This window comes from Xanthomonas sp. SS (genome assembly GCF_014236835.1).
Lineage (GTDB): Bacteria > Pseudomonadota > Gammaproteobacteria > Xanthomonadales > Xanthomonadaceae > Xanthomonas_A.
Map to the genome: position 1 here is coordinate 4040854 of NZ_CP051190.1, position 23184 is coordinate 4064037.

Annotated in this window: 19 protein-coding genes; 4 read left to right on the forward strand and 15 right to left on the reverse strand. The window is 69.5% G+C overall.

Annotated elements, in window-relative coordinates; translation table 11 throughout:
- Positions 1–6 precede the first annotated feature (6 nt).
- Both HEP74_RS17005 and HEP74_RS17010 read right to left on the reverse strand, forming a co-directional pair.
- Positions 7–1431 carry a nicotinate phosphoribosyltransferase gene (locus tag HEP74_RS17005; protein ID WP_185813860.1) on the reverse strand — a complete coding sequence of 475 codons (1425 nt, stop codon included), beginning with the start codon at positions 1429–1431 and terminating at the stop codon, positions 7–9.
- Positions 1432–1495: 64 nt separating this feature from the next.
- On the reverse strand, positions 1496–2551 hold the full coding sequence (locus tag HEP74_RS17010; protein ID WP_053834824.1) for a bifunctional nicotinamide-nucleotide adenylyltransferase/Nudix hydroxylase: 1056 nt from the start codon (positions 2549–2551) through the stop codon (positions 1496–1498).
- Positions 2552–2774: 223 nt separating this feature from the next.
- Between HEP74_RS17010 and HEP74_RS17015 the strand changes: the two genes are divergently transcribed.
- Positions 2775–3773 (forward strand): glycoside hydrolase family 53 protein, encoded by a 999-nt coding sequence (locus HEP74_RS17015; RefSeq protein ID WP_185813861.1) that lies wholly within the window; start codon positions 2775–2777, stop codon positions 3771–3773.
- Between the two features lie 163 nt (positions 3774–3936).
- On the forward strand, positions 3937–4815 hold the full coding sequence (locus HEP74_RS17020; protein WP_185813862.1) for an endonuclease/exonuclease/phosphatase family protein: 879 nt from the start codon (positions 3937–3939) through the stop codon (positions 4813–4815).
- A gap of 24 nt (positions 4816–4839) precedes the next feature.
- On the opposite strand, the gene HEP74_RS17025 is transcribed toward HEP74_RS17020, so the two are convergent.
- Positions 4840–5748 carry a LysR substrate-binding domain-containing protein gene (locus HEP74_RS17025; RefSeq protein ID WP_185813863.1) on the reverse strand — a complete coding sequence of 303 codons (909 nt, stop codon included), beginning with the start codon at positions 5746–5748 and terminating at the stop codon, positions 4840–4842.
- An 85-nt stretch (positions 5749–5833) separates the two neighbouring features.
- On the opposite strand from HEP74_RS17025, the gene HEP74_RS17030 reads away from it, so the two are divergent.
- Positions 5834–6577 carry a sulfite exporter TauE/SafE family protein gene (locus HEP74_RS17030; RefSeq protein WP_185813864.1) on the forward strand — a complete coding sequence of 248 codons (744 nt, stop codon included), beginning with the start codon at positions 5834–5836 and terminating at the stop codon, positions 6575–6577.
- A 292-nt stretch (positions 6578–6869) separates the two neighbouring features.
- On the opposite strand, the gene HEP74_RS17035 is transcribed toward HEP74_RS17030, so the two are convergent.
- From HEP74_RS17035 to HEP74_RS17050, 4 genes are all read right to left on the reverse strand, one after another.
- A complete protein-coding gene (locus tag HEP74_RS17035; RefSeq protein WP_185813865.1) occupies positions 6870–9047 on the reverse strand; it encodes a carboxy terminal-processing peptidase in 2178 nt (725 codons plus the stop codon).
- Between the two features lie 239 nt (positions 9048–9286).
- Positions 9287–10303: a lipoyl synthase gene (gene lipA, locus HEP74_RS17040; protein WP_185813866.1), complete on the reverse strand. Its 1017-nt coding sequence runs from the start codon at positions 10301–10303 to the stop codon at positions 9287–9289.
- 22 nt (positions 10304–10325) lie between these two features.
- On the reverse strand, positions 10326–10928 hold the full coding sequence (gene lipB / locus HEP74_RS17045; protein ID WP_241092994.1) for a lipoyl(octanoyl) transferase LipB: 603 nt from the start codon (positions 10926–10928) through the stop codon (positions 10326–10328).
- A 98-nt stretch (positions 10929–11026) separates the two neighbouring features.
- Complete coding sequence (locus HEP74_RS17050) at positions 11027–11305, reverse strand: DUF493 family protein (protein WP_009606261.1); 279 nt, start codon at positions 11303–11305, stop codon at positions 11027–11029.
- A gap of 282 nt (positions 11306–11587) precedes the next feature.
- On the opposite strand from HEP74_RS17050, the gene HEP74_RS17055 reads away from it, so the two are divergent.
- Positions 11588–12649, forward strand: coding sequence for a lipid A deacylase LpxR family protein (locus HEP74_RS17055; RefSeq protein ID WP_185813867.1), 1062 nt, complete (start codon positions 11588–11590; stop codon positions 12647–12649).
- A 107-nt stretch (positions 12650–12756) separates the two neighbouring features.
- On the opposite strand, the gene HEP74_RS17060 is transcribed toward HEP74_RS17055, so the two are convergent.
- From HEP74_RS17060 to HEP74_RS17095, 8 genes are all read right to left on the reverse strand, one after another.
- The gene (locus HEP74_RS17060; protein WP_185813868.1) at positions 12757–13968 is read right to left on the reverse strand and encodes a D-alanyl-D-alanine carboxypeptidase family protein; all 1212 of its coding nucleotides are present in this window, start codon (positions 13966–13968) and stop codon (positions 12757–12759) included.
- Positions 13969–14160: 192 nt separating this feature from the next.
- Positions 14161–15624 carry a septal ring lytic transglycosylase RlpA family protein gene (locus tag HEP74_RS17065; RefSeq protein WP_185813869.1) on the reverse strand — a complete coding sequence of 488 codons (1464 nt, stop codon included), beginning with the start codon at positions 15622–15624 and terminating at the stop codon, positions 14161–14163.
- Positions 15621–16757, reverse strand: a complete 1137-nt coding sequence (gene mltB / locus HEP74_RS17070; protein WP_185813870.1) for a lytic murein transglycosylase B — start codon at positions 16755–16757, stop codon at positions 15621–15623. The genes HEP74_RS17065 and mltB overlap by 4 nt, the downstream gene beginning before the upstream one ends.
- A 223-nt stretch (positions 16758–16980) precedes the next feature.
- Positions 16981–18372, reverse strand: coding sequence for an NAD-dependent succinate-semialdehyde dehydrogenase (locus HEP74_RS17075; protein ID WP_185813871.1), 1392 nt, complete (start codon positions 18370–18372; stop codon positions 16981–16983).
- Between the two features lie 67 nt (positions 18373–18439).
- Complete coding sequence (locus HEP74_RS17080) at positions 18440–19846, reverse strand: NAD(P)(+) transhydrogenase (Re/Si-specific) subunit beta (protein WP_185813872.1); 1407 nt, start codon at positions 19844–19846, stop codon at positions 18440–18442.
- A gap of 4 nt (positions 19847–19850) precedes the next feature.
- Positions 19851–20174 (reverse strand): NAD(P) transhydrogenase subunit alpha part 2, encoded by a 324-nt coding sequence (locus HEP74_RS17085; RefSeq protein ID WP_185813873.1) that lies wholly within the window; start codon positions 20172–20174, stop codon positions 19851–19853.
- A 3-nt stretch (positions 20175–20177) separates the two neighbouring features.
- A complete protein-coding gene (locus tag HEP74_RS17090) occupies positions 20178–21320 on the reverse strand; it encodes an NAD(P) transhydrogenase subunit alpha (RefSeq protein ID WP_185813874.1) in 1143 nt (380 codons plus the stop codon).
- A gap of 436 nt (positions 21321–21756) precedes the next feature.
- On the reverse strand, positions 21757–23091 hold the full coding sequence (locus HEP74_RS17095) for a virulence factor family protein (protein WP_185813875.1): 1335 nt from the start codon (positions 23089–23091) through the stop codon (positions 21757–21759).
- Positions 23092–23184 lie beyond the last annotated feature (93 nt).

Here is a 23184-nt window from a genome sequence, read left to right on the forward strand (position 1 = left end):
CGGCACCTACAGGCGCGCGGCGTTCGCGCGCTCGCGCACCTGCGCCAGGCTCCAGTCGTGCAGCAGGCGGCCGTTTTCCCACACCGTGACCATCGCATCGTCGTAGCCGGCAGGCCGCGCCAGTTCGTCCAGCGACGCGGCCGAGGCCGGCACCGGCTCGGTGCGGTAGCCGCCGTATTCGCGATGGCGCAGCAGGCTCATGCGGCCGCGCTTGCTGAGCTTGCCCTTGTCGGTGACCGGGTCCTTGTAGACGTCGATCCACTTGCCGTCCACGCGCGCGGCCGAGCACTTCAGCGCGAACTTCTGGGTGTCGCGGTCCAGCCGCTGCAGCAGCGCGCCGCCCATGCCGAAGGCGACGTTGTCGGTGGCGTAACCGGCGCTGGTGACGCGTTCCAGGATCGCGCGGATGCTGGTCGGGTTGACCCCGTCGCCCTGGATCACGCGCACGTGGTTGAGCACCTTGTAGCCCTTGCCGTTGACGCTGTGGCCGAAGGCCTCGTCGAGCAGCTCCAGGCACTGGTGCACCACCGCGACCGGGTCGCCGGAATCGGGGCGGATCACCACGGTGGCGCCGGAGGCGATCACTTCCTCGCGCAGCGTGGTCCCCCAGTGTTCGCGGATCGCGTGGAAGATGTCGTAACTGTCGGACACCACCGCGACGATGCCGCCGGGCTTGCCGAACTGGGTGAGCATGTTGCGGTACGCATCCACTTCGCGCTCGCGGCCCCAGCTGGTGATGGTGCTGTGCTCGGCGGCCGGGATCGAATAGCCGGCCATCGGCTCGTGATAGTGCGCGCGCGCCAGCAGCAGCCCGGACACGGTATCGGTGCCGAGGAAGTTGACCAGGTGCGCGGCGCCGCCGATCGCCGCCGACTCCAGGCTGGACACGCCGCGCGCGCCGAAGTCGTGCAGCTTGAACGGCAACTGCCCTTCCGGGTCGTCGCTGGTGCGCTCCAGGAACTGGCGCAGGGTCTGCTTGGCGTGCCAGCTGACCGTGGCCACGGTGACCGGATACCAGATGCGCAGCAGCAGCGTTTCCAGGTACGAGGGCACCCAGTAGGCCTGCGCGTCGGTGGACTCGATGGTCATCAGCGCGTTGTGGGTCGGCACCACGCTGCCCTCGGGCACGGCGCGGATGCGGATCGGCAACTGACCGCCGAGGCGGTCGACGATGTCGCGCCAGCCGGCCTCGTTGAACGGCACGCCGTGCGCGGCGAACAGGTCGCGTGCCTCGTCGACGTCGGCATGGGTGATGGCGCGGCCCAGCGCCTCCTTCAGGATCGACTGCAGGCCGAAGAACACGGTGCGGTCGTAGACGCCGCCGCGCGATTCCACGTAGAAGAACGTGGCATCGGTGCCGGCCGGATATTGCAGCCAGTGGCTGGCCTTGTAGCTATCGGTGTTGAGCAGCAGGTTGTTCAGGCATTGCATGACGGGAAGCTCCTTCGCGTCGGGGAAAGGCCAGCGGTCTGTCCGCCGGCCGGGAAAGCCGCGGTCAACCGCGGCCCAGAAAGAATTCGAGCAGGTGCAGGTGGTCTTCGAACAGTTTCGGGCCCATGCCCAGCACTTCGCTGACCGGAATCCAGCGCGCCTTGTCGGCATCGTCGCCACCGCGCACCTCGGGCAGTTCGCCGAAGGTGAATTCGAAGTGGAAGGCGTGGGTGATGGTGCGCCCGCGCAGGCTGCGCTCGGGATGGTCGAACACGTGGCGGTTCTTCAGCGAGCCCTTCAGCACCGGCACCGGGATCTTCAGCCGGGTTTCCTCGCGCAGCTCGCGCAGGCAGGCATCGAAAATGCTCTCGTGCTGGCCGACGAAGCCGCCCGGCAACGCCCACAGGCCCTTGCCCGGCGCGGCGCGGCGCCGCACCAGCAATACGTGGCCCGAATGCACCACCACCGCGTCGGCGGTGACGAAGGTCGGCGGATACGGCGCCTCCTTCCAGGCCGCGCGGTATTGCTCGATGAACTGGTACTCGGCCAGCAGTTCCGCATACGACGGCGAGTTCTTGCGGAACGCCTCGAGCATGTCGAACACCGGCGCCGGCACGTTGCCGCGCAGCATCAGCAGCGCGCCGTGGAAATCGATGCTGCCGGCCTCGAACAGGTAGCGGCGCAGTTCGGTCGCCGACAGGGTTTCGGTGTGCTGCACGTCGACCAGCGGCCACTGCGGAAACTCGCGCAGGTAATAGCTGCTGGCGTCCTTGTCCATGCCGACCAGGCCGATGCGCGCCTCGGCGGCGCCGCCATCGGCACGCACCGCCTCGGCCACCGCCGACTGCACGGCGGCGATCCATTGGCTCTCGTTGTACAGGTGGTCGCGCAGCGGGCGCAGGATCAGGCGCTCGCCGGCGCCCTCGAGCGCGGCCTGGATCATGACGCTGCGTTCGGCCACCGTCCACGGATTGCGGATGGTGCGCGGGGTCTCGGCCGAGCCGATCAGGAAGATGAGTTTCTGCGCTCGCGCCAGGGCGTGGCGGGCAACGGCGGCGTGGCCGTTGTGGAAGGGCTCGAAGCGCCCGATGAACACCAGGTAGTCGTATTCCATGAGCATCCCTCACGGTGATTGGGGTCGCCGCGGGTCTGTCCCTTGGCGTGCGACAAATGCTACGCCGATGGGCGAAGGCGTCAAGTGCCGCGCGCGAGGCGCCGCTGTCGCCAGGCGTAGACACCCTGCGCCGCAGCGCGCGTGGCGCGCGCGATCGCGCTAGCCTCGCGCACGCCACGGCCAGCGCCGCAGGCGTCGCTTACCGGCACTCCATCATCGCGAGGAACCCATGAACGGATCGAGCAAGGGCATGTGCACGTGGCTGGCGCTGTTGCTGCTGGCCTGCATGTGTGCGCCGGCAGCGGCGCAGAGTTTCGCCAAGGGCGCGGACGTGAGCTGGATCGACCAGCAGGAAAGCAGCGGCCGCGTGTTCCGCAACGCCGCAGGCGCGAACGCCGATTTCTTCGCGTTGCTGAAGGGCAGCGGCGTCAACGCGGTGCGCTTGCGCGTCTGGGTCAATCCCAAGGACGGCTGGTGCGATGGCGCCGACGTGCTGAACATGGCCCAGCGGGCAAAGGCGCAGGGCATGCAGATCATGATCGACTTCCACTACAGCGACAGCTGGGCCGATCCCGGACAGCAGACCAAACCCGCGGCGTGGAACGGCGATGCGTTCTCCAAACTGGTCAGCGACGTCTACGCGCACACCAGCGGCATCCTGTCGTATCTCAAATCCAACGGCATCAACGTCAGCTGGGTGCAGGTCGGCAACGAGATCAACAGCGGCATGCTGTGGCCGGATGGCAAGACCCCCAACTTCGGCAATCTCGCGCAGCTGATCAACAGCGGCTACAACGCCAGCAAGTCGGTGTATCCCAACGCCAAGGTGGTCGTGCATCTGGCCAACGGCTACGACAACGCGACCTTCCGCTGGTTCTTCGACGGCCTCAAGTCCGCCGGCGGCAAGTGGGACGTGGTCGGCATGTCGCACTATCCCTCGAGCAGCGGCTGGCAAAGCGCGAACACGCAGATCGCCAGCAACATGCGCGACGTGGTGGCGCGCTACGGCACGGACGTGATCGTCAGCGAAGTGGGCATGGACTGGCAGCAGGACGCGGCGACACGCGCGATGCTGGCCGACCTGGTCGCCAAGATCCGCGCGGTCGGTGCGCATGGACTGGGCGTGTTCTATTGGGAGCCGGATGCGTATCCGGGCTGGCAGGGCTATACGAAAGGCGCGGTGAACAACAACGGGCAGCTCACCCAGGCGCTGTCGGCGTTCCAATAACGTACGCGGCGCCTGTCGCGCCGCTGCACGCCGGGCGGGTTTCGCCGCGTGGTGTGCGCCAATGTGAGCGTCGTGGCGTTGCGTGCGCGACGCAGTCCGCGACTGGATGGCGGTCACATCGGCATGCCACCATTGGCGCGATCCCACCGCCAGACCTGTCGCCATGTCCAAATTCTCGTTGTCACCGCGTTCGCTTGGGTTGCTGCTGTTGCTCGCGCTGGGCGCAGTGCTCGCCCCGGCGCAGGCGCGCGCGCCATCGCACGCCGTACCAACCGCGCTCAAGGTGATGAGCTTCAACGTGCGCGTGCCGGTCGATACCGACGGCGACAAGCGTTGGGAGATCCGCCGCAGCGCGATGGCGGCGCTGATCCGCGCGCAGCATCCCGATGTGTTCGGCACCCAGGAGCTGGTCAAGCTGCAGGCCGATTACCTGGCCGCGCAACTGCCCGACTACCGCTGGTTCGGGCGCAGCCGCGACGGCAGCGAGGACGGCGAGCGCATGGGCGTGTTCTACGACAGCCGCCGCCTGAAGCTGGTGGAATCGGGCGATTTCTGGCTCTCAGACACCCCGACGGTGGTCGGCAGCATCAGTTGGGGCCACCCGCTGCCGCGGATGGTGAACTGGGGGCTGTTCGAACGCATCGCCGACGGACGCCGTTTCTACCTGTTCGACACCCACCTGCCGTACCGCGACGAAGACGAGGCCGCACGCGCCAAGGGCGCCGCGCTGCTGCTCGCGCGCGTGCAGGCCTTGCCGGCCGGCGTGCCGGTGGTGATCACCGGCGACTTCAACACCGCGCCGGATTCGCCCACCTACCGCACGCTGGTGCCTGCGCTGGCCGACGCGCGCAAGCAGGCGCCGCACGCACAGGGACCGGAAGCGACCTTCCACGATTTCACCGGCCATCCCGACCGGCGCATCGACTGGATCCTGTCGCGCGGATTGCGCGCCACCCACTTCGCCACGCTCGATGCGCGGCCGCAGGGACATTGGCCGTCGGACCACTTCCCGGTGGAAGCCGAGTTCGCCTGGCCGCAGTGAAGTCGATCGCTTGCGCACGGGATGTCATCCCGCGCCGGTAGTCGCGGCAGCGTCGGCGTGCGCGCACAGCCAGTCCAGCACCTGACGCACCGCCGGCGCCGGTGCGGACCGCCACACGATCGACAACTGCCGCGCCGCCCACGGCTCCTGCAACGGCACCGCGACCAGTTGTTCGCGCACGCTGACCCGGGCCAGCGCGGCCTGCGGCAGGATCGCCACGCCGGCGCCGCGCGCCAGCATCCGGCACAGCGGTTCGATGCCGTGCACATGGGCGCGGATGCGCAACTGGCCGCCGGCACGCGTGGCCTGCGTGCGCAGGTGCCGCTGCAGCGCGCTGTCGTCGGCCAGGCCGAGGAATTCCGCCTGCCATAGCTGCGCCAGGCGCAGCTGCGGCGCGCGCGCCAGCGGATGCGTGGCCGCCGCCACCAGCACCAGCCGGTCCTGGCGAAACGCCTGCGCTTGCAGGCCGGACAGGTCGGCATGATCGGCGATCACCGCCAGGTCGGCACGCTCCTCGCGCACCGCATCGGCCGCGGTGCTGCTGCCCTGTTCGCGCAAGGCCAGGTCGATGCGCGGATGCGCGACCAGGAACTCGGCCAGCAGTTCGGGCAGCCATTCGTACAGCGCCGCGGTATTGGCCAGCAGCCGCACCGTGGCCTGGTTGGCGCCGGTGTGCTCGCCCAGTTCGGCGCGCATCGCCTCGGCCTGGCGCAGCAGCTGCCGTGCGTGCCGCAACAGCGCGGCGCCGGCCGCGGTCAGGCTCACGCCGCGGCGGCCGCGCGCGAACAGCGCCGCACCGGCCTGCAGTTCCAGCGCGCGGATGCGCGCGCTGGCCGCGGCCAGCGACAGCGCGGCGCGGTCGGCGCCGGCGGTGATGCTGCCGGCCTCGGCCACCGCCACGAACAGCCGCAAGTCGATGAAATCTAGGTGCATCGCCGCTCCAGCCTTCGTCGTTGCCGAAGTCTGCCTGAAGCGATCGCGCATTGTCCGACGCCGCGGCACGGCCGATGCTGCAGACATGCAATCGCTTATTCCGCATCTGCTGCCGCTCGCCGCGGTGTTCTGCCTGGCCGGCTTCGTCAAGGGCGTGGCCGGGACCGGCCTGCCGACGGTCGCCATGGGCTTGCTGGGGCTGTGGCTGGCGCCGCCCGAAGCGGCCGCGCTGCTGGTATTGCCGTCGCTGCTGACCAATCTGCAGCAGGCCTGGGGCAAGGGCGCGGCGCCGCTGTTGCGGCGGCTGTGGCCGCTGCTGCTCACGATCGCGATCGGCACCTGGCTCAGCGCCGGCATCCTGATCGGCGCCGATCCGGCGCTGGCGCGCGGCGGACTCGGCGCCTTGCTGGCGCTGTACGCGCTGCTCGGCCTGAGCCGCTGGCAGGGCCGGCTGCCACCGCGGCACGAGCCCTGGGCAGGCCCGGCGGCCGGGTTGGCGACCGGCCTGCTGACCGGCGCCACCGGCGTGTTCGTGCTGCCGTCGTTGCCCTATCTGGTCGCGCTGGGCCTGCCGCGGGAGACGCTGATGCGTGCGTTGGGCTACTGCTTCTTCACCGCCACGCTGGCGCTCGCTACTGCCTTGGCCTGGCACGGCGCATTTACGCGTGGCGCGCTGGGTCCTTCGTTGCTGGCGCTGCTGCCGACCGCAATCGGCATGTGGCTGGGCGCGCGCTTGCGCCAGCGGATTTCCGCCGAGGCGTTCCGGCGGGTGTTCTTCCTGACCTTGCTGGCGTTGGGTGTGCATCAGCTGTGGCAGGCGCTGGGTTAGCGCAGTTTTCGATCCAGTTGATGCGCACCTGTAGGAGCGGCTTCAACCGCGACCGGGCGTTACCGGTAAGACACGGTCGCGGCTGAAGCCGCTCCTACAGAAAGTCTGTCAGGCTGGTGCCCGAGGCGAAGCCTGCAGTGCGATCGTCGGTACCGTGACTGGCTGCTCTGCCACAGCGTTCGGCACCAGCCGCGCAGAACGCAAGCGCGCGCGGCCACGCAAACGCTCAACGAAAAACGCGCCACCGCTGGGCGATGGCGCGTTGATGTTCGCGCGGCGATGGCGCAAGGGCTCAGTCGGCCCAGCGCCCTGGGCCGGTGGACTGCGGCAGCACCTGCACCGACAGCGGGTGGTCCTTTTCCAGCAGGTTCAGCGCGTCGGCCAGGATCGAGGCCGACTCGCGCAGCAGCGGATCCGGGCGCTTGTCGACCAGCTTCTCGCGCGCGGCATCCTTGATGATGTCGCGCTCGTTGCCGGTCAGGCCGTCGTCGCTGCTGTCGTCGGCGAGCGGATCCAGCGGCAGGCCGAGCTGCTTGCGCATCTCCTGGCGCTGCTTGCGCTGCACGTCCTGCTTCTCGCGCTCGGCGCGGCGCTCGGCCTCGTTGAGCACCACGTACTTCTTCGCCGCTTCGGTGCGGAACTGCTGCACGTCCTCTTCCCACCACTGGAATTCCTTGTCGCTGGCGATGCGGCTGGCATGCAGCGTCTCCAGCTTCGGCAGCAGCGGTGCGAAGTTGCCGTACTGGGTGTGCGGCACCGCGGCGATGCGGGTCCACGGCAAGGCGTTGGGGTAGGTGCTCTCGCCGAACTCGGTGGCATCGACGCTGGCCGGGAACGCGATGTCCGGCACCACGCCCTTGTGCTGGGTGCTGCTGCCGCTGACCCGGAAGAACTGGGCGATGGTCAGCTTGACCTGGCCGAAGCGGTCGGTCTCGTTGGCCGGCCAGCGGTCCAGGTCGACGATGTTCTGCACCGTGCCCTTGCCGAAGCTGGTCTCGCCGATGATCAGGCCGCGGCCGTAATCCTGGATGGCGCCGGCGAAGATCTCCGAGGCCGAGGCCGAACCGCGGTTGATCAGCACCGCCAGCGGGCCGTCCCAGGCCACGGCGGGGTTGTCGTCGCTGTTGACGGTGACGCGGCCGCCGGATTCGCGCACCTGCACCACCGGGCCCTGCTCGATGAACAGGCCGGTCAGTTCGATCGCCTCGTCCAGCGAGCCGCCGCCGTTGTTGCGCAGGTCAAGCACCACGCCATTGACCTTGTCGGTCTTGAAGCCGGCCAGCAGCTTGGCCACATCGCGGGTCGCCGAGGCGTAGTCGCTGGCGTTGCGGCGGCGGCCTTCGAAGTCCTGGTAGAACGCCGGCAGCTTGATCACGCCGACGCGCCGCGCCGGTTCGCCGTCCTTCGCCGGCAGGGTGATGGTCTCGCCCTTGGCGGCCTGTTCGGCCAGGCGCACCTTCTGCCGGGTCAGCAGCAGCTGGCGGTGCTTGCCGTCCACGCCGGCCTCGGCCGGGATGTACTCCAGGCGCACCTGGGTGTCCTTGTCGCCGCGGATCTTGGCCACCACGTCGTCGATGCGCCAGCCGATCACGTCCTCGACCTGGCCGGACTTGCCCTGGCCGACGCCGACGATGCGGTCGCCCGGCTTCAGCGTGCCGTCCACCGCGGCCGGGCCGCCGGGGATGACCTCGCGGATCACCACCATGTCGTCCTGCTTCTGCAGCTGCGCGCCGATGCCTTCCAGCGACAGCGACATCTGCTGGTTGAAGTTCTCGGCGGTGCGCGGTGTGAAGTAGTCGGTGTGCGGATCGACGGTGTTGGTGTAGGCGTTCATGAAGAACTGGAACACGTCCTCGCTCTTCAGTTCCTTCACCGAGTCGGCGAGGTTGGCGTAGCGCTTGTCCAGGGTCTTGCGGATGTCCTCGGACTTCTTGCCGGCGAGCTTGAGCCGCAGCCAGTCGTTCATCACCGACTTGCGCCACAGGTCGTCCAGTTCCTGGTTGTCCTTGGGCCACGGCACGTCCTTGCGGTCGTACTCGAACTTCTCGCTGCCGTTGAAATCGAAGTCCTGCTTGAGCAGCTTGCGCGCGTAGCCGATGCGCTCGTCCACGCGCTGCCGGTACACGGCGAACACCTGGAACGCCGGCTCCAGCTGGCCGGCGGCGATATTGCTGCCGAGATTGGCCTGGAACGCGGCGAACTTGTCCACGTCGGCCTGGGTGAAGAACTGCTTGCTGCCGTCCAACGTCTCCAGGTACTTCTTGAAGACTTCCTTCGAGGTCGCCTCGTCGAGCGCGCGCGGCCGATAGGCGTAGCGGCTGTCGGAGAGCAGCCCGTACACCAGCTTGGCGGTGGTGGACTGGTCGGCGGTCGAGGCCGCCGGCAGCGCGGGCGCATCGGTGCGGGCGAACAGCGCCAGCGGCGTGGTCAGCGCGAACGCCAGCAGGAAGACGGAAGCTTTGAATTTCATCTACGTACTCTCGGCACGAGGCCGTCAGGGGGGCTGCAGATCGCGTGAGACAACACGACAGTGCCGCAAGTTGCAGGCCGTGTCACCTGTTCCTGAACCAGACTAGCCGGGGGCCGGTAGCGAAGTGTGAATGGCGCCGGTGCAGGCGCTGCGGGCGGGCGTCGCGGCCGGCACGGCGGGCGTCCTGGACGCTCGCCAGGACGCGGCGGCGCCGGCGCAACCGCTGCCGCAGGGCGAACTCAGGCGGCGACGCCGGCGCCGGCGGCCTGCCGATCGGCATGGTAGGACGAGCGCACCATCGGCCCGGAGGCGACGTGGCTGAAGCCCAGCGCATTGCCGTACTCCTCCAGCGCCTTGTATTCCTCCGGCGTCCAGTAGCGCATCACCGGGTGGTGGTGCGCGGTCGGCTGCAGGTACTGGCCGATGGTGACCATGTCCACGTCGTGCGCGCGCAGGTCGCGCAGCGTGGCCTGCACCTGCTCCATGGTCTCGCCCAGACCGAGCATGATCCCGGACTTGGTGGCGATGGACGGATGCTGCGCCTTGAACTTCTGCAGCAGGGTCAGCGACCACTGGTAATCGGCGCCGGGACGCACGTTCGGGTACAGGTCCGGCACGGTCTCGATGTTGTGGTTGAACACGTCCGGCGGGTTGGTCGCCAGGATCTCCAGCGCGCGGTCCATGCGGCCCTTGCCGCGGAAGTCCGGGGTCAGGATCTCAATGCGGGTGGCCGGCGCGGCGGCGCGGATCGCGCCGATGCAGTCGGCGAAGTGCTGGGCGCCGCCGTCGCGCAGGTCGTCGCGGTCGACGCTGGTCACCACCACGTAGCGCAGGCCCATGTCGGCCACGGTCTGCGCCAGGCTGGCCGGCTCGCTCGCGTCCGGCGGCTTGGGCCGGCCATGGGCGACGTCGCAGAACGAACAGCGGCGGGTGCACACCTCGCCCAGGATCATGAAGGTGGCGGTGCCGTGGCTGAAGCACTCGTGGATGTTCGGGCAGCTGGCTTCCTCGCAGACCGTGACCAGGCGGTTCTCGCGCAGCTTGGCCTTGAGCGTCTGCACCGCGTTGCCGGACGGGATCCGTACCCGGATCCACGACGGCTTGCGCAGCACCGGCGCGTCGGCGAACTGCACCGGCGAGCGGTTGATCTTGTCCCCGCCCAGTTGCTTGACGCCGGCCTGCAGCGGCGCGGACGCGGGCGCGCTGTCGCCGGAAAGGACTTGCAAGGGGATGCTGCGTGCGCTGGGCTGGGTCATGGCGTCGTCGGCGGGCAGGCGGTCAGGCCGCGTGCGTGAGCGTGAGGTCGGGCAAGGCGTCGAGCGGCTGCAGGGTCAGCCCGAACTGGCGCGCCAGTTGGGCCAGCAGCACCGGTTTGACGGCCTGCATGCCGGAGGGACCGCCCAAGTCTAGCACCGAGGTCACCTGCAGGCCCTGATAGCCGCAGGGGTTGATTCGGTGGAACGGCTCCAGATCCATCGCCACGTTGAACGACAGGCCGTGGAAAGTGCAGCCGCGGCGCACGCGGATACCGAGCGCGGCGACCTTGGCTGCGCCGACGTAAACCCCGGGCGCGCCATCGCGGCGCTGGCCGAGAATGTTCCATTCGTCCAGCGTGTCGATGATGGCCTGCTCGATCCGGCACACGTAGTCGCGCACGCCGATCTTCAGCCGGCGCAGGTCCAGCAGCGGGTACACCACCAGCTGGCCGGGGCCGTGGTAGGTGACCTGGCCGCCGCGGTCCACGTGCAGCACCGGGATCTCGCCGGGCGCCAGCACGTGCTCGGGCTTGCCGGCCTGGCCGAGAGTGAACACCGGTTCGTGCTCGACCACCCACAGCTCGTCGGCGCTGGTTTCCTCACGCGCATCGGTGAAGCGCTGCATCGCCCGCCACACCGGCTCGTAGGGCTGGCGGCCGAGATCGCGGACCCGGCACGGCGGCAGTGCCTGCGTCGGCTCCGGCGGCAGTACCGCGGCGCCGGCTACAGCGTCCACTTCACTTCCGGATGCTCGCGCAGCGCCAGGTGCGCGGCGTCGTACTGGGCGCGGTCGGCGGCGCGGAAGGCGATCCGCACCGACACGTATTTGCCGTTGGACGAATGCTTCCAGCTGATGCGCTCTTCCAGCACGTCCACGCCGGCCTGGGCGAGCAGGCGCGGCAGTTCGGTCTCCAGCCCGGTGTTGGCGGTGCCCATCGCGCTGAGCTCGAAGACGCCGGGGAACTGGAAGCCGTGATCGGGGTTGTCGGAGGTGATATCCATGGCTGCATTATCGGGCCGGCGCCGGGCAAACCCAAGGCCGCGCCGCGCCGGCAGGCCGCTTGTACGGGCGCTGGCGGCAGCCGCACCGCGTCAGCATGTGGGCGCGGTTGGCAAGCGATGCCAATAGGACGAAGCGATACGGCTACACGGCTTTCGCGCGAACGCCGGCGCGGCCTATGCTCGGCCCGGCATCTTCATGAATGCAGGCTTCACGGGACGCGCGCATCCGGCCCGCTAGCGTCGGTGCACCCATTCCCCTCCTTCCCTCCAGGGACGTCGCCCATGCCGTCATCGCGCCTGCCTCTCGCCTTCGCCGTCGTGCTCGCCATCGCTTCGCTGCCCGCTGCCGCCGCCACCGACCGATGCGCCGGCAGCGCACTGGAAGACACCCCACCGACAGTGAACGTCCGCGTCGACAACGACCTGTTCGGCGGTGCCGGCCAGGACCAGGGCTATACCAACGGCTTCGGCATGACCCTGGTGTCGCCGAACCTGGTCGACTTCACCGACGACCCCTGCCTGCCACGGCTGGCGCGGGCGGTCAACCGCTACCTGGAGCGCCTGCACCCGGGCGAGTTCGAGCAGCAGAACATGGTCTTCAGTTTCGGCCAGGCCATCTACACCCCGACCGACAAGACCCGCCGCGACCTGATCAGGGACGACCGCCCCTACGCCGCCGTGCTGGCGGTGAACTTCGGCTACAACGCGCGCAATGGCGACCGCCTGCGCACCACCCAGTTGTTGCTGGGCATGGTCGGCCCGTCGGCGCAGGGCAAGCAGGTGCAGGACGCGGTGCACGATGCGCTCGGCGACGAGAAATTCCTCGGCTGGGACAACCAGTTGCACGACGAACCGGTGTTCCGCCTGGTGCACGAACGCATGCGCCGCTGGCCCGGCGACGCGACGGTCAACGCCGACGGCTGGGGCTGGGACGCGATCAGCCACTGGGGCGGCGCGCTCGGCACCCTGCAGACCCACGCCAACGCCGGCGGCGAAGTGCGCTTCGGCTGGAAACTGCCCGACGATTTCGGCAGCTCGCCGTTGCGCCCGGCCGGCGAGAACACCGCCCCGCCCCGCTACGGCATGGGCCGCGGCTGGTCGGCCCATCTGTTCCTGACCAGCGACGCGAGCTGGGTGCTGCGCGACATCACCCTGGACGGCAACACCTTCCGCGACAGCCACAGCGTGAAGAAGCGCCCCTTCGTCGGCGAGGCCGGTTTCGGCCTGGCGGTGATGCGCGGCAAGTGGAAGTTCGCGCTGGCGCGCTACTGGAGCACCCGCGAATTCGACCTGCAGAAACAGACGCCGGTGTTCGGCAGCTTTACGATCAGTCGGCGGCTGTGAAGAGCCAGGATTCGGGATTGGAAACCGCTCCCGGCTTCGGCGAATCCCCAATCCCCCAATCCCGAATCCCGAAAAAAAAAGCCGGCGCAAGCCGGCTTTTTTTCAACTCACTCGGCTTCCCACCACATCCAGAAGCTGTCCCACAGGCGCTTGAAGAAGCCGGCCTCGTCGACCGCCTTCAGTGCCACCAGCGGCGCCTGCGCGATCACCTTGCCGTCCAGCGAGACCTTCACCGTGCCGATCGCCTGGCCCTGCTTGATCGGCGCTTCCAGGGTCTTGGGCACGTCGATCGACGGCTTCAGTTCGTTGTAGCGGCCGCGCGGCACGCCGACCAGCAGCGGCTGCGCCACGCCCAGCAGCACTTCCTTCTCGGTGCCCTTCCACACGCGCTGCTGCGCGACCTGCTTGCCCGGCTCGTACAGGCGGTGGGTCTCGAAGAAACGGAAACCCCAGTTCAGCAGCGCCAGGCTGTCCTCGGCGCGCTGCTTCTCGGAGCTGTCGCCCATCACCACCGCGACCAGGCGCTGGTCGCCGCGCTGCGCCGAGCTGAGCAGGCAGTAGCCGGCCTCGGAGGTGTGCCCGGTCTTTATGCCGTCCACGCTGGGGTCGCGCCACAGCAGCAGGTTGCGGTTCTGCTGGGTGATGTCGCCGACCTTGAACTCCTTGATCTTGTTGTAGGCGTAGGTCTCCGGATAGTCGCGCACCATCGCCCGGCCCAGCAGCGCCAGATCGTAGGCGGTGGTGTAGTGGCCTTCGGCGGACAGGCCGTGGGCGTTGACGAAGTGCGAGCCGGTCATGCCGAGCTTGGCCGCGTAGTTGTTCATCAGCGACGCGAAGGCTTCCTCGCTGCCGGCGGCGTGTTCGGCCAGCGCGATCGCCGCGTCGTTGCCGGACTGGATCGCCATGCCCTTTTCCATGTCCTCCAGGCGCGCGGTCTGGTTGACCGGGAAGCCGCTGTAGCTGCCGTCGGTGCCGGCGCCGCCCTCGCGCCAGGCGCGTTCGCTGAGCATGACCTGGTCGTCGCGCTTGATCTTGCCCAGCTTCAGTTCGGCGGCGATCACGTAGGAGGTCATCACCTTGGTGATGCTGGCCGGGGCCACCCGCGCGTGCTCGTTCTCGCCGGCCAGCACCTGGCCGGTGGCGTAGTCCATCAACACCCAGGACTTGGACACGGCCGGCTTGGGCGCCGGCGGAATCGCCACGGCGGCGGGCGCGGTGGCAGCGGCGGCAGGCGATGCCGGCACCGGGCCGGGGGTCTGCGCGGAAACCAGGCCGACGGCGAAGGTGGCCACGGCGGCGACGGCGAAGCGGAATTTCATCTAAAACGACTCCTGGCGGGCCCGAGGGCCGATGGTAAACGAGGCATTGTAGGGCTAGCCGGCGCCCGCCCAGGCGCCACGGCGGCGCAGGCGGGAGGCGGCGTTAAGCCATCGGCGCGGGAGCGGCACGCGAACCTGGCGACGGCTGGCGCGCGGCGGCGCCGGCGACAGGCCTGCGGTTCGTCACGCGCTTCAGTCCTTGACGATCTGCGGACGCCCGAAGCCGAGGCCGGCGATGCGGCTGGCCAGCTCGGTGGCGCGGCCATGGTCCTCGGCGGCGACCCGCAGCCGCCACAAGGTGCGCCCGCCGGACACGATGTCGCTGACGCTGGCGCCGACGATGCCGGCCGAGGCCAGCTGCGACAGCGCGCGGTTGGCGTTCTCGCGGCTGGCGAAACTGGCCACCTGCAGCAGGATGCCGAGCGGACCGCGCGCCGCAGCGTTGTCGGCCGCCGCGCGGGTCGCCGACACGGCCGGCGCGGCCGGTGCCGGTGCCGCAGCCGCGACGGTGGTCGCGGTGGGCGTCGGCGCGGCGGCAGCGGTGGCGCGTCGCGGCGGTGCCTGCTTGGCGGCTACGGCCGCATCGATCTTGGCCGGCTTGCCGGTCGCCACGCGCACGCCGCGCGATTTCATCCAGTCGTCGAAATGGTCGGCATTGGCCGCGGTATCGGCATCGGCCAGCACCCGGTAGCGCCAGCGCTCGCCTTCCGGCAAGGCGGCCGCCGCCGCGCTCGCACTGGCGGCACTGGGCGCGGCAGTGGTGCTGGACGCGGCAGTGTTGCGCGCCGGCACGCTGGCCGCGGCGACGACGGTGGCCGGCTTGGCCGGCAAGGCCTTGACCAGGTTGTCCATGTCGGTGGCGCGGCGCGCCGCTGCGGTCTGTGCGGCACTGCCCGCTGCGGCCGCGCTGGCCAGCGCGGTGCCGGTCGCGACCTGCTTGCCGGTCCGCCGCGACGCGAGCAGGTTGCCGTTGTCGGCCGGGGTCAGCCCGCGCACTTCGACCCGGCCGGTGCCCTTGCCGGTGATGCCGAGCTTGACCGCCGCCGCGTAGCTCAGGTCGATGACCCGGTCGTCGTGGAACGGGCCGCGGTCGTTGACCCGCACCACCACCGATTCGCCGTTGTCCAGGTTGGTGACCAGGGCGAAGCTGGGCAGCGGCAGGGTCTTGTGCGCGGCGGTGAACGCGTACATGTCGTAGACCTCGCGATTGGAGGTCAGCCGGCCATGGAACTTGCTGCCGTAGTACGAGGCGGTGCCGCGTTCGACGTAGCTGTGCGGGTCGTCGATGATCTTGTATTCGCGGCCCAGCACCATGTACGGCGAGCGGTTGCCGACCGCCGAGCGCGGCTCGTTGGTGACCAGCGGCTCGGGGATGCAGGCCACGTTGGGCACGTAGTCCGGGGTGCTGTCGCTGACCCCCGGCGCATACAGGCCGCCGGCGGTGTAGTTGCCGCGCGTGGACGGGTCTTCCTTGGCCGGTGCGTACGGCGAGGTGGACGGGCAGCCGGTGGCGACATGCGCCGGACCGCGGCCTTCCACCCGCACTCCGGGCGCGGCGGCGGCGCCGCCAGCGGTCTTCTTCGGGGCGCTGCTGCAGGCGGCCAGCGCCAGCAGGGCGACGACGGGGACGATCCGGAGCAGCGCGGTCGGGTTCATGCCGGGGGTAACTCCTTGCCGGCGATGGCCTGGGACAGTTGGTACACGGCCATCGCGTACATCTTGGAAATGTTGTAACGGGTGATCGCGTAGTAGTTCTGGAAGCCGAGCCAGTACTGCTTGCCGGCGCTGCCGTCGAGCGTGATCGGGGTGGCGGTGGCGCCGGCCGGGACCGGCGCGGTCGGCTGGTAGCCGCGCGCGGCCAGGTCGGCCAGCGTGTAGCTCGGGGTCCAGTCGGTCGGATTGAGTTCCTCGGCGCCGGGACGCAGCGTGGCCGGCACCGCGACCACGCCGTCGCGCACCCAGCCGCCCTTCTTGACGAAGTAGTTGGCGATCGAGGAGAACATGTCGTCGTAGTCGGTGAACAGGTTGCGCTTGCCATCGCCATCGCCGTCCACCGCGAACTGGCGATAGCTGGACGGCATGAACTGGCCCAGGCCCATCGCGCCGGCGTAGCTGCCGATCAGGGTGGCGATGTCCAGGTTCTCTTCGCGGCCGAGCGCGAACAACTGGCCGAGTTCGTCGCGGAAGAACAGCTCGCGGCGCACTTCGCGCTCGAGCTTGGCCGGGTCGCCGCTGCGCGGATAGCGGAACGCCAGCGTGTACAGCGCATCGAGCACGCGGTAGCTGCCGGCGTTCTTGCCGTAGCTGGTCTCCACGCCGATGATCGCGACGATGATCTCCGGCGGCACGCCGGTGCGCGCCTGCACCCGCATCAGTTCTTCGCGGTGTGTGGCCAGGAACGCGCGGCCGCCGTCGATGCGCGCCTGGCTGATGAACATCGGCCGGTATTCGTTCCACGGCTTGACCCGCTCGGCCGGGCGCGACATCGCCGCCACGATCGCATCCTTGAACTGCGCCTGCGCCAGCGTCGCCTCGATCTGCGCCGGGTCCAGGCCGTACTTGGCGGCGGTGTCGCGGACGAAGTTGGCGCGCGCGATCTCGAACGGCACCGGGGTCAGGTCGACCGGCGGCGCGGGCACCGCCTCGGGCGCCGCCTCCGCCGGCAACGCCGGGCGCGGCGTGGACTGCGGCAGCGCATTGGCCTGCGGCGGCGGCGGCGGAGCCTTGGGCTGGGTCGCGCATGCGACCAGGCCAAGCGTGATCAGGCAAATCAGCGAGCGTCGAATCATGCCGGCAGGTTAACAGAGTCCAGATGAATTTCCACCAATAACGCCATGAAACAAAAGAACTTTGCCGCGAGTCAAGCGCGCCTGGCGTATTCATGCTGGGAGCGCGGCGATGCCCCGCGGGGTCACGGCACCGGCATCTGCGCATCGCCGGCCGTGCAGCGCAAACGCAAGGGCCGCCGGCGGTTGCCCACCGACGGCCCGTGGTACTGCGCAGCGGCGACGCTCAGAACGGCGCGTCGATCTCCACCGCGTCGATCAGCTTGTGGTTGACGAACTCCTTGATGCCCAGCCCGATCAGTTCGCGGCCGTAGCCGGAGCGGCGCACGCCGCCGAACGGCAGGTCGGTCTTGACCATGGTCGGATGGTTGACGAACACCATGCCGGTGGAGATGCGCTTGGCCACCGCAAAGCCGCGTGCGGTGTCGGCGGTGAACACCGAGCCGCCCAGGCCGAACGGCGAGTCGTTGGCGATGCGTACCGCATCGTCTTCGTCCTGCGCCTCGAACAGCATCGACACCGGGCCGAAGAACTCCTGGTAATAGGCCGGGTTGTCGGGCGTGAGGTCGGTCAGGATGGTCGGCTGCACGAACGCGCCCTGCGCCGGCACCTTCGGACCGACCTCGGTAGCGGTGGCACCGTGCTCGACCGCCGCGGCGATCTGCAGCTTGAGTTCGTCGGCCGCGCCCTGCGAGGACAGCGGCGCCAGCGTGGTCGCCGCGTCCATCGGATCGCCGGCCTTCAGTGCTGCGACCCCATCGCTGTAGCGGCGCAGGAATTCCGCGTACAGCTCCTGCACCACGATCATGCGCTTGGACGACACGCACACCTGGCCGCCGTTCCAATGGCGGCCGAACACCGCCCACTTCACCGTCTTGTCCAGTTCGGCATCGGCCAGTACCACGAACGCGTCGGCGCCGCCCAGTTCCATCGTCGATTTCTTCAGCGCCTTGGCCGCCTGCGAGGCGACGATGGCGCCGGCGCCTTCCGAACCGGTCAGCGCCACGCCGTGCACGCGCGGATCGTTGAGGATGGTTTCCACCTGCGAACGCGTGGCGTAGAGATTGGCGAACGCGCCGGCCGGCAGGCCCGCCGCGGCCATCAGCGCTTCGAACTTGGCCGCGCTCTGCGGCACGTTGGACGCGTGCTTGAGCAACACCGTGTTGCCGGCCGACAGCTGCGGGGCGATGATCCGCGCGATCTGGTAGTACGGGAAATTCCACGGCTCGATCGCCAGCAACACGCCCAGCGGCTCGTGCACCACCACCGCCTCGCCTTCGGCCGGATCGGCCACCGGCAGCGTTTCCGGCGCCAGCAGGCGCTCGGCGTTGACCGCGTAGTACTCGAAGATGTCGGCCGACAAGGTCACCTCGGCTTCGGCCTCGCCGATCAGCTTGCCCATTTCCAGAGTCAGCAGTTGCGCGTAACCGCGCACGTCGGCACGCAGCAGCTGCGCCGCCGCATGCATGACCTTGGCGCGCTCGGCGAAGGAGGCGTTCTTCCACTGCTGGAACGCGGCATCGGCGGCACCGATCGCGGCGAGCACCGCCTCGTCGGTCGCCTCGGGGAAGCTGGCGAGCAGTTCGCCGGTGTAGGGATTGCGGGTCGCATAAGCCATGGTCGTGTCCTCGTGGAAGGTCGGGAAGCGCCGGCGTGTCGTCGCGCCGGCACGGGAAGCGGTTCGGTCAGACGGCCAGTTCCTTGACCGCCTGCACCATGCGGTTGAGCACCGCGGCGGCGTCGCCGTAGACCATGTCGCAGTTGTCGCCGTAGAACAGCAGGTTCTCCACGCCGGCATAGCCCTTGCCCTGGCCGCGCTTGATCACGTAGACCTGGTGCGCCTGGTCGGCGTTGAGGATCGGCATGCCATAGATCGGCGAGGCCTTGTCGCTGCGCGCGGCCGGGTTGACCACGTCGTTGGCGCCGATCACCAGCGCCACGTCGGTGCTGGCGAAGCTGTCGTTGATGTCTTCCATGTCGAAGATCAGGTCGTAGGGCACGCCGGCCTCGGCGAGCAGCACGTTCATGTGCCCGGGCATGCGTCCGGCGACCGGATGGATCGCGAACTTCACGTCCACGTCGGCGGCCTGCAGCAGCTTGACCAGTTCGTACAGCCGCGACTGCGCTTGCGCCACCGCCAGGCCGTAGCCGGGCACGATGATCACGCTGGAGGCATAGCGCATCGCCACCGCCGCATCGCTGGCTTCCACCGCGGTCATGCGGCCCTGCACGTCGCCCTGCGCCACCGCGGCGCCGTCGCCGAAATTGCTGAACAGCACATTGGCCAGCGAGCGGTTCATCGCCTTGGCCATCAGCACGGTCAGCAGGGTGCCGGCCGAGCCGACCACCATGCCGGCGATCATCAGCGCCGGGTTCTGCAGCGCGAAGCCTTCCAGGCCCACCGCCAGGCCGGTGAAGGCGTTGTACAGCGAGATCACCACCGGCATGTCGGCGCCGCCGATCGGCAGCGTCATCAGGATGCCGAAGCCCAGCGCGGCGACGAAGAACGCCAGTGCCGCCCAGCCGCCGCCGATCTGCGCGACCACCAGGCCGCCGAGTACCAGCGCGCAGAGGAACACGCTGGCGTTGAACACGCTCTGCCCTTTGAACCTCCACGCCGTGTTGATGCGCCCATCGAGTTTGGCCCAGGCGATCACCGAGCCGGACAGCGAGATCGCGCCGATCAGCGCACCGAGCACGGTCACCGTCAGGTGCAAGGTGCCGTGCGACGGCTGCCGCGAGGTCAGCGCGACCGCGGCGACCGCGGCCGCGGCACCGCCGCCCATGCCGTTGTACAGCGCCACCATCTGCGGCATCGCGGTCACCGCCACCTTGCGCCCGCTGCGCCAGGCCCAGGCGCCGCCGAGCGCCAGCGCCAGCAGCGCCAGGGCGAGATTGGTCAGCGCATGCGGCTGCGCGCTCGGCTGCAGGTCGGCCAGGTAGCCGAACGCGGCGGCGACCGCGACCAGCATGCCGATGCCGGCCAGCACGATGCCGCGCAGCGCGGTCACCGGCGAGGACATGTGCTTGAGGCCGAGAATGAACAACAGGGCGGCGGCGAACCCGCTGAGCTCCACCAGTAACTGCAGCATGACGCTATTCCTTCGGGGAGGCGGAGGCGGATTTGGCGCTGGGCTTGAACATCGCCAGCATGCGGTCGGTGACCACGTAGCCGCCGGCGGCGTTGCCGGCGCCGAGCAGCACGCCGACGAAGCCGATCGCCTGGCCGGCGACGGTGTCGGCGTTGAACAGCGCGTGCATCGCGCCGACCACGACGATGCCGTGGATGAAGTTGGAACCGGACATCAGCGGCGTGTGCAGGATCGACGGCACCTTGCCGATCACTTCGTAGCCGGTGAACGCAGCGAGCATGAACACGTACAACGCGATCATCCAGCTCATCGACAGATCGAGATTCATCGCTCAGGACTCCTTGGTGGCGGCTGCAGGCGCGATGGCCTGCGGCTTGGGATGGCTGATCTGGCCATCACGGGTCAGCAAAGTGCCGGCCACGACCTCGTCGTCGAAGTCCGGCGCCAGCGCGCCGTCCCGGACCAGCAGCTCGAGCAGGTTCAGCAGGTTCTTCGCGTACAGCTCGCTGGCGTGCTGGGCCAGCGCCGAGGGCACGTTGAACGGCGCGACGATAGTCACCGGCCCCACTTCCACGGTCTGCCCGGGCACGCTGCCCTCGCAATTGCCGCCGCTGTCGGCGGCCAGGTCCACGATCACCGCGCCGGGCTTCATGCCGGCGATCTGCGCGCGGTCGATCAGGATCGGCGCGGTGCGTCCGGGCACGTTGGCGGTGGTGACGATCATGTCGGCCTGCTGGATGTGCTGGGTCAGCACCGCGGCAGCCTTGGCCCGCTCCTCTGCAGTGAGTTCGCGCGCGTAACCGCCCTCGCCGCGCGCATCGATGCCGGTATCGACGAACTTGGCGCCGACCGATTGCGCCTGCTCGCGCGTCTCCGGACGCACGTCGTAGCCCTCGGTGATCGCGCCGAGCCGGTGCGCGGTGGCCAGCGCCTGCAAACCGGCCACGCCCAGGCCCATCACCAGCACGCGCGCGGCGCGCAGCGAGCCGACCGCGGTGGTCATCATCGGCAGGATCCGCGGCAGGTGCACCGCGCCCAGCAGCGGCGCGTAGTAGCCGGCCAGCGCGGCCTGGCTGGACAGCACGTCCAGCGCCTGCGCGCGGCTGATGCGCGGCACGGTCTCCATCGCGAACGCGGTGATGCGGCGTTCGCACAGCAGCTCCAGCAAGCCCGGCGCCTTGGCCGGATACAGCATCGCCACGAGCACGCTGCCTGGACGCATCGCCGCCAGCGTCTGCAGCGACGGCGCCTGCACCGCCAGCACCAGGTCGGCGCCGGCGACGACTTCCTGCGCATCGTCGAGCACGGTGGCGCCGGCATAGGCGGCATCGGCAAAGTGCGAAGCCGTGCCGGCTCCCGCCTGCAGGCGCAACTGCGCGCCCAGCTTCGCCAGTTTCGGCAGCACCGCGGGTACGATCGCCACGCGGCGCTCGCCGGCCTGCTCTTCCTTCACTACCGCTACGGTGAACGCCATGGATCGGTGCCTGTGGGGAACTGCAGGCACGATGCGCGCGCGGCCCGCCGCGAACATTGATTGCGATCAATTGCGGCCGACACAGTGGCCTGCGGTACAGGCGCGAGACGATTCCGGTAGCGATAGCGCCTGTCAGCGCTGTTGGGCCAGCGCCTCGCCGCGCCGACGGCGGCTACAACGCGGGAAAGACCGGTTGCCGCTGCACGCAGGCAATGCACCGGACACGTGGTCGCCCAGGCGCTGGCATCGCTGCCGGTGGATCGTTGCGGGTCGGAGCGGCGCACGCGGATACGCGCGTTGCTTGCCTTCAGCGCGGCGACGTAGATGACACGTTGGATGCGGACGCGACGGACCGCATGGCCGGGCACGGCGGATGTCTAGCGCGTCATCCGCCCCGGGCGCCGGCAGCGCCAAGCCGCCGGGGCAGCGGACATCGCTATTGCAGCGCCCCAGGCGGGGTGCGCAGCGGAGCTGGTTGCACCGTGCCTGCGCGAGGATGCCCGGCATCGAGCGCAGCGACAGGTTGGCGTGCGTCCTCCGCGAGCTGCTGCCAGCGCGCGTCCACGATCGTCGCCAATCCGGCCGGGTGCTGGTCGAAATGGTGACCGCCGTGCAGCGCGACGATCTTCGCACCGCTGTCGCGCAGCTGCGGGCACACCGTGTCCTTCTCCTGGTCGCCGTACACGCACAGCAGCTGCGACGGCGCGATGCGCGCGATTTCCGGCAACACCGGCTTGGCGTCGTTGGCATCGCCCAGGTCGAACCAGTTGCGCACACGGATCTGGAAATCGGCCTTGTGGTCCACACCGAACAAGGCCAGCAGGCCGACCTGCGCGCGCTGCGCCGGCGGCAGCCGGTTGTACATGAACGGCATCGCGGTGGCGCCGAAGGAATAGCCCACCAGCAGGATGCGCTGCGGGTGCCAGCGCTGCTGGTAGTGGGCGATGACCCGCGCCAGGTCGGCGCTGGCCTGCGCCGGCGGCTTGTCGCGCCAGAAGTAGCGCAGGCTGTCCCAGCCGACCACTGCGATGCCGCGCTGCTGCAGGGCCTCGGCCATGCCCTTGTCGATATCGCGCCAGCCGCCGTCGCCGGACAGCACGATCGCCAGCGGCGCGCCGGGCACGCGCACCGGCAGTTCGGTCAACGGCAGGTCGTCGAGCGCGCCGCCGCTGCCCGACGCATGCAGGTGCGCAGCCACGCGCGCGGCCAGCGCCGTCTCCGGCGCCGCGCCCACCGGTGCCGCCGCGAGATCGACGAAACCTTGCGCGCTGTTGGCGTGCGCGGTGCCGGCGCAGACCTCGGTCGGCGCCGGCGCGATGCCGATCGCGCCGCCCAGGGTCGCCGCCGGCGCGGCGCCGACGATGCGCTCGGCCAGGGTCGCGCTGGTGCCGGTGCCGGCCAGCATCGGCAGGAAATAGCGATCGCCGTGCAGGTCGCGCTGCAGGTGCCGGCTCAGCTGCTCGGCATCGTGCCAGGCACGCCCGCAGCCGCTGCCGCCGCGCTGCAGGCGCATCAGGTAACGATCGCCGTCGACCGTCGCGACCACCGCGCCGGTCGCGGCGATGCGCGCTGCCGCCGCCTGGCGCTGCGCGCGGTTGCCGCTGGCGAACAGGATCACCACGCCCCGCGGCGGGCCGGCCGGCTGGGTCAGCGTGACCCGGCCGTAGCCGTGGCTGTGCATGGCGCCCTTGGGAAAGTAGTAGCGGATCAGCGCATAGCCGCTCAGGCCCAGCACGACGCTCAGCAGCAACAGGAATCGCAGGAATTTCATCGACACACATCCATGTCGGCACAGCCGAGCGGACAGGAACCACGGGGAAGACGCGAGGAGGACAGGCGCGGACGGACGCAGAAGAACGACACG

Bases quoted from the DNA above. Each gene is read 5' to 3' on its own strand.
- HEP74_RS17065 (WP_185813869.1), bottom strand. From the start codon at position 15,624: ATGAACCCGACCGCGCTGCTCCGGATCGTCCCCGTCGTCGCCCTGCTG.
- HEP74_RS17035 (WP_185813865.1), bottom strand. From the start codon at position 9,047: ATGAAATTCAAAGCTTCCGTCTTCCTGCTGGCGTTCGCGCTGACCACG.
- HEP74_RS17055 (WP_185813867.1), top strand. From the start codon at position 11,588: ATGCCGTCATCGCGCCTGCCTCTCGCCTTCGCCGTCGTGCTCGCCATC.
- HEP74_RS17060 (WP_185813868.1), bottom strand. From the start codon at position 13,968: ATGAAATTCCGCTTCGCCGTCGCCGCCGTGGCCACCTTCGCCGTCGGC.
- HEP74_RS17005 (WP_185813860.1), bottom strand. From the start codon at position 1,431: ATGCAATGCCTGAACAACCTGCTGCTCAACACCGATAGCTACAAGGCC.
- HEP74_RS17025 (WP_185813863.1), bottom strand. From the start codon at position 5,748: ATGCACCTAGATTTCATCGACTTGCGGCTGTTCGTGGCGGTGGCCGAG.
- HEP74_RS17030 (WP_185813864.1), top strand. From the start codon at position 5,834: ATGCAATCGCTTATTCCGCATCTGCTGCCGCTCGCCGCGGTGTTCTGC.
- HEP74_RS17075 (WP_185813871.1), bottom strand. From the start codon at position 18,372: ATGGCTTATGCGACCCGCAATCCCTACACCGGCGAACTGCTCGCCAGC.
- HEP74_RS17080 (WP_185813872.1), bottom strand. From the start codon at position 19,846: ATGCTGCAGTTACTGGTGGAGCTCAGCGGGTTCGCCGCCGCCCTGTTG.
- lipA (WP_185813866.1), bottom strand. From the start codon at position 10,303: ATGACCCAGCCCAGCGCACGCAGCATCCCCTTGCAAGTCCTTTCCGGC.
- HEP74_RS17020 (WP_185813862.1), top strand. From the start codon at position 3,937: ATGTCCAAATTCTCGTTGTCACCGCGTTCGCTTGGGTTGCTGCTGTTG.
- mltB (WP_185813870.1), bottom strand. From the start codon at position 16,757: ATGATTCGACGCTCGCTGATTTGCCTGATCACGCTTGGCCTGGTCGCA.
- HEP74_RS17095 (WP_185813875.1), bottom strand. From the start codon at position 23,091: ATGAAATTCCTGCGATTCCTGTTGCTGCTGAGCGTCGTGCTGGGCCTG.
- HEP74_RS17090 (WP_185813874.1), bottom strand. From the start codon at position 21,320: ATGGCGTTCACCGTAGCGGTAGTGAAGGAAGAGCAGGCCGGCGAGCGC.
- HEP74_RS17010 (WP_053834824.1), bottom strand. From the start codon at position 2,551: ATGCTCATGGAATACGACTACCTGGTGTTCATCGGGCGCTTCGAGCCC.
- HEP74_RS17050 (WP_009606261.1), bottom strand. From the start codon at position 11,305: ATGGATATCACCTCCGACAACCCCGATCACGGCTTCCAGTTCCCCGGC.
- lipB (WP_241092994.1), bottom strand. From the start codon at position 10,928: ATGCAGCGCTTCACCGATGCGCGTGAGGAAACCAGCGCCGACGAGCTG.
- HEP74_RS17085 (WP_185813873.1), bottom strand. From the start codon at position 20,174: ATGAATCTCGATCTGTCGATGAGCTGGATGATCGCGTTGTACGTGTTC.
- HEP74_RS17015 (WP_185813861.1), top strand. From the start codon at position 2,775: ATGAACGGATCGAGCAAGGGCATGTGCACGTGGCTGGCGCTGTTGCTG.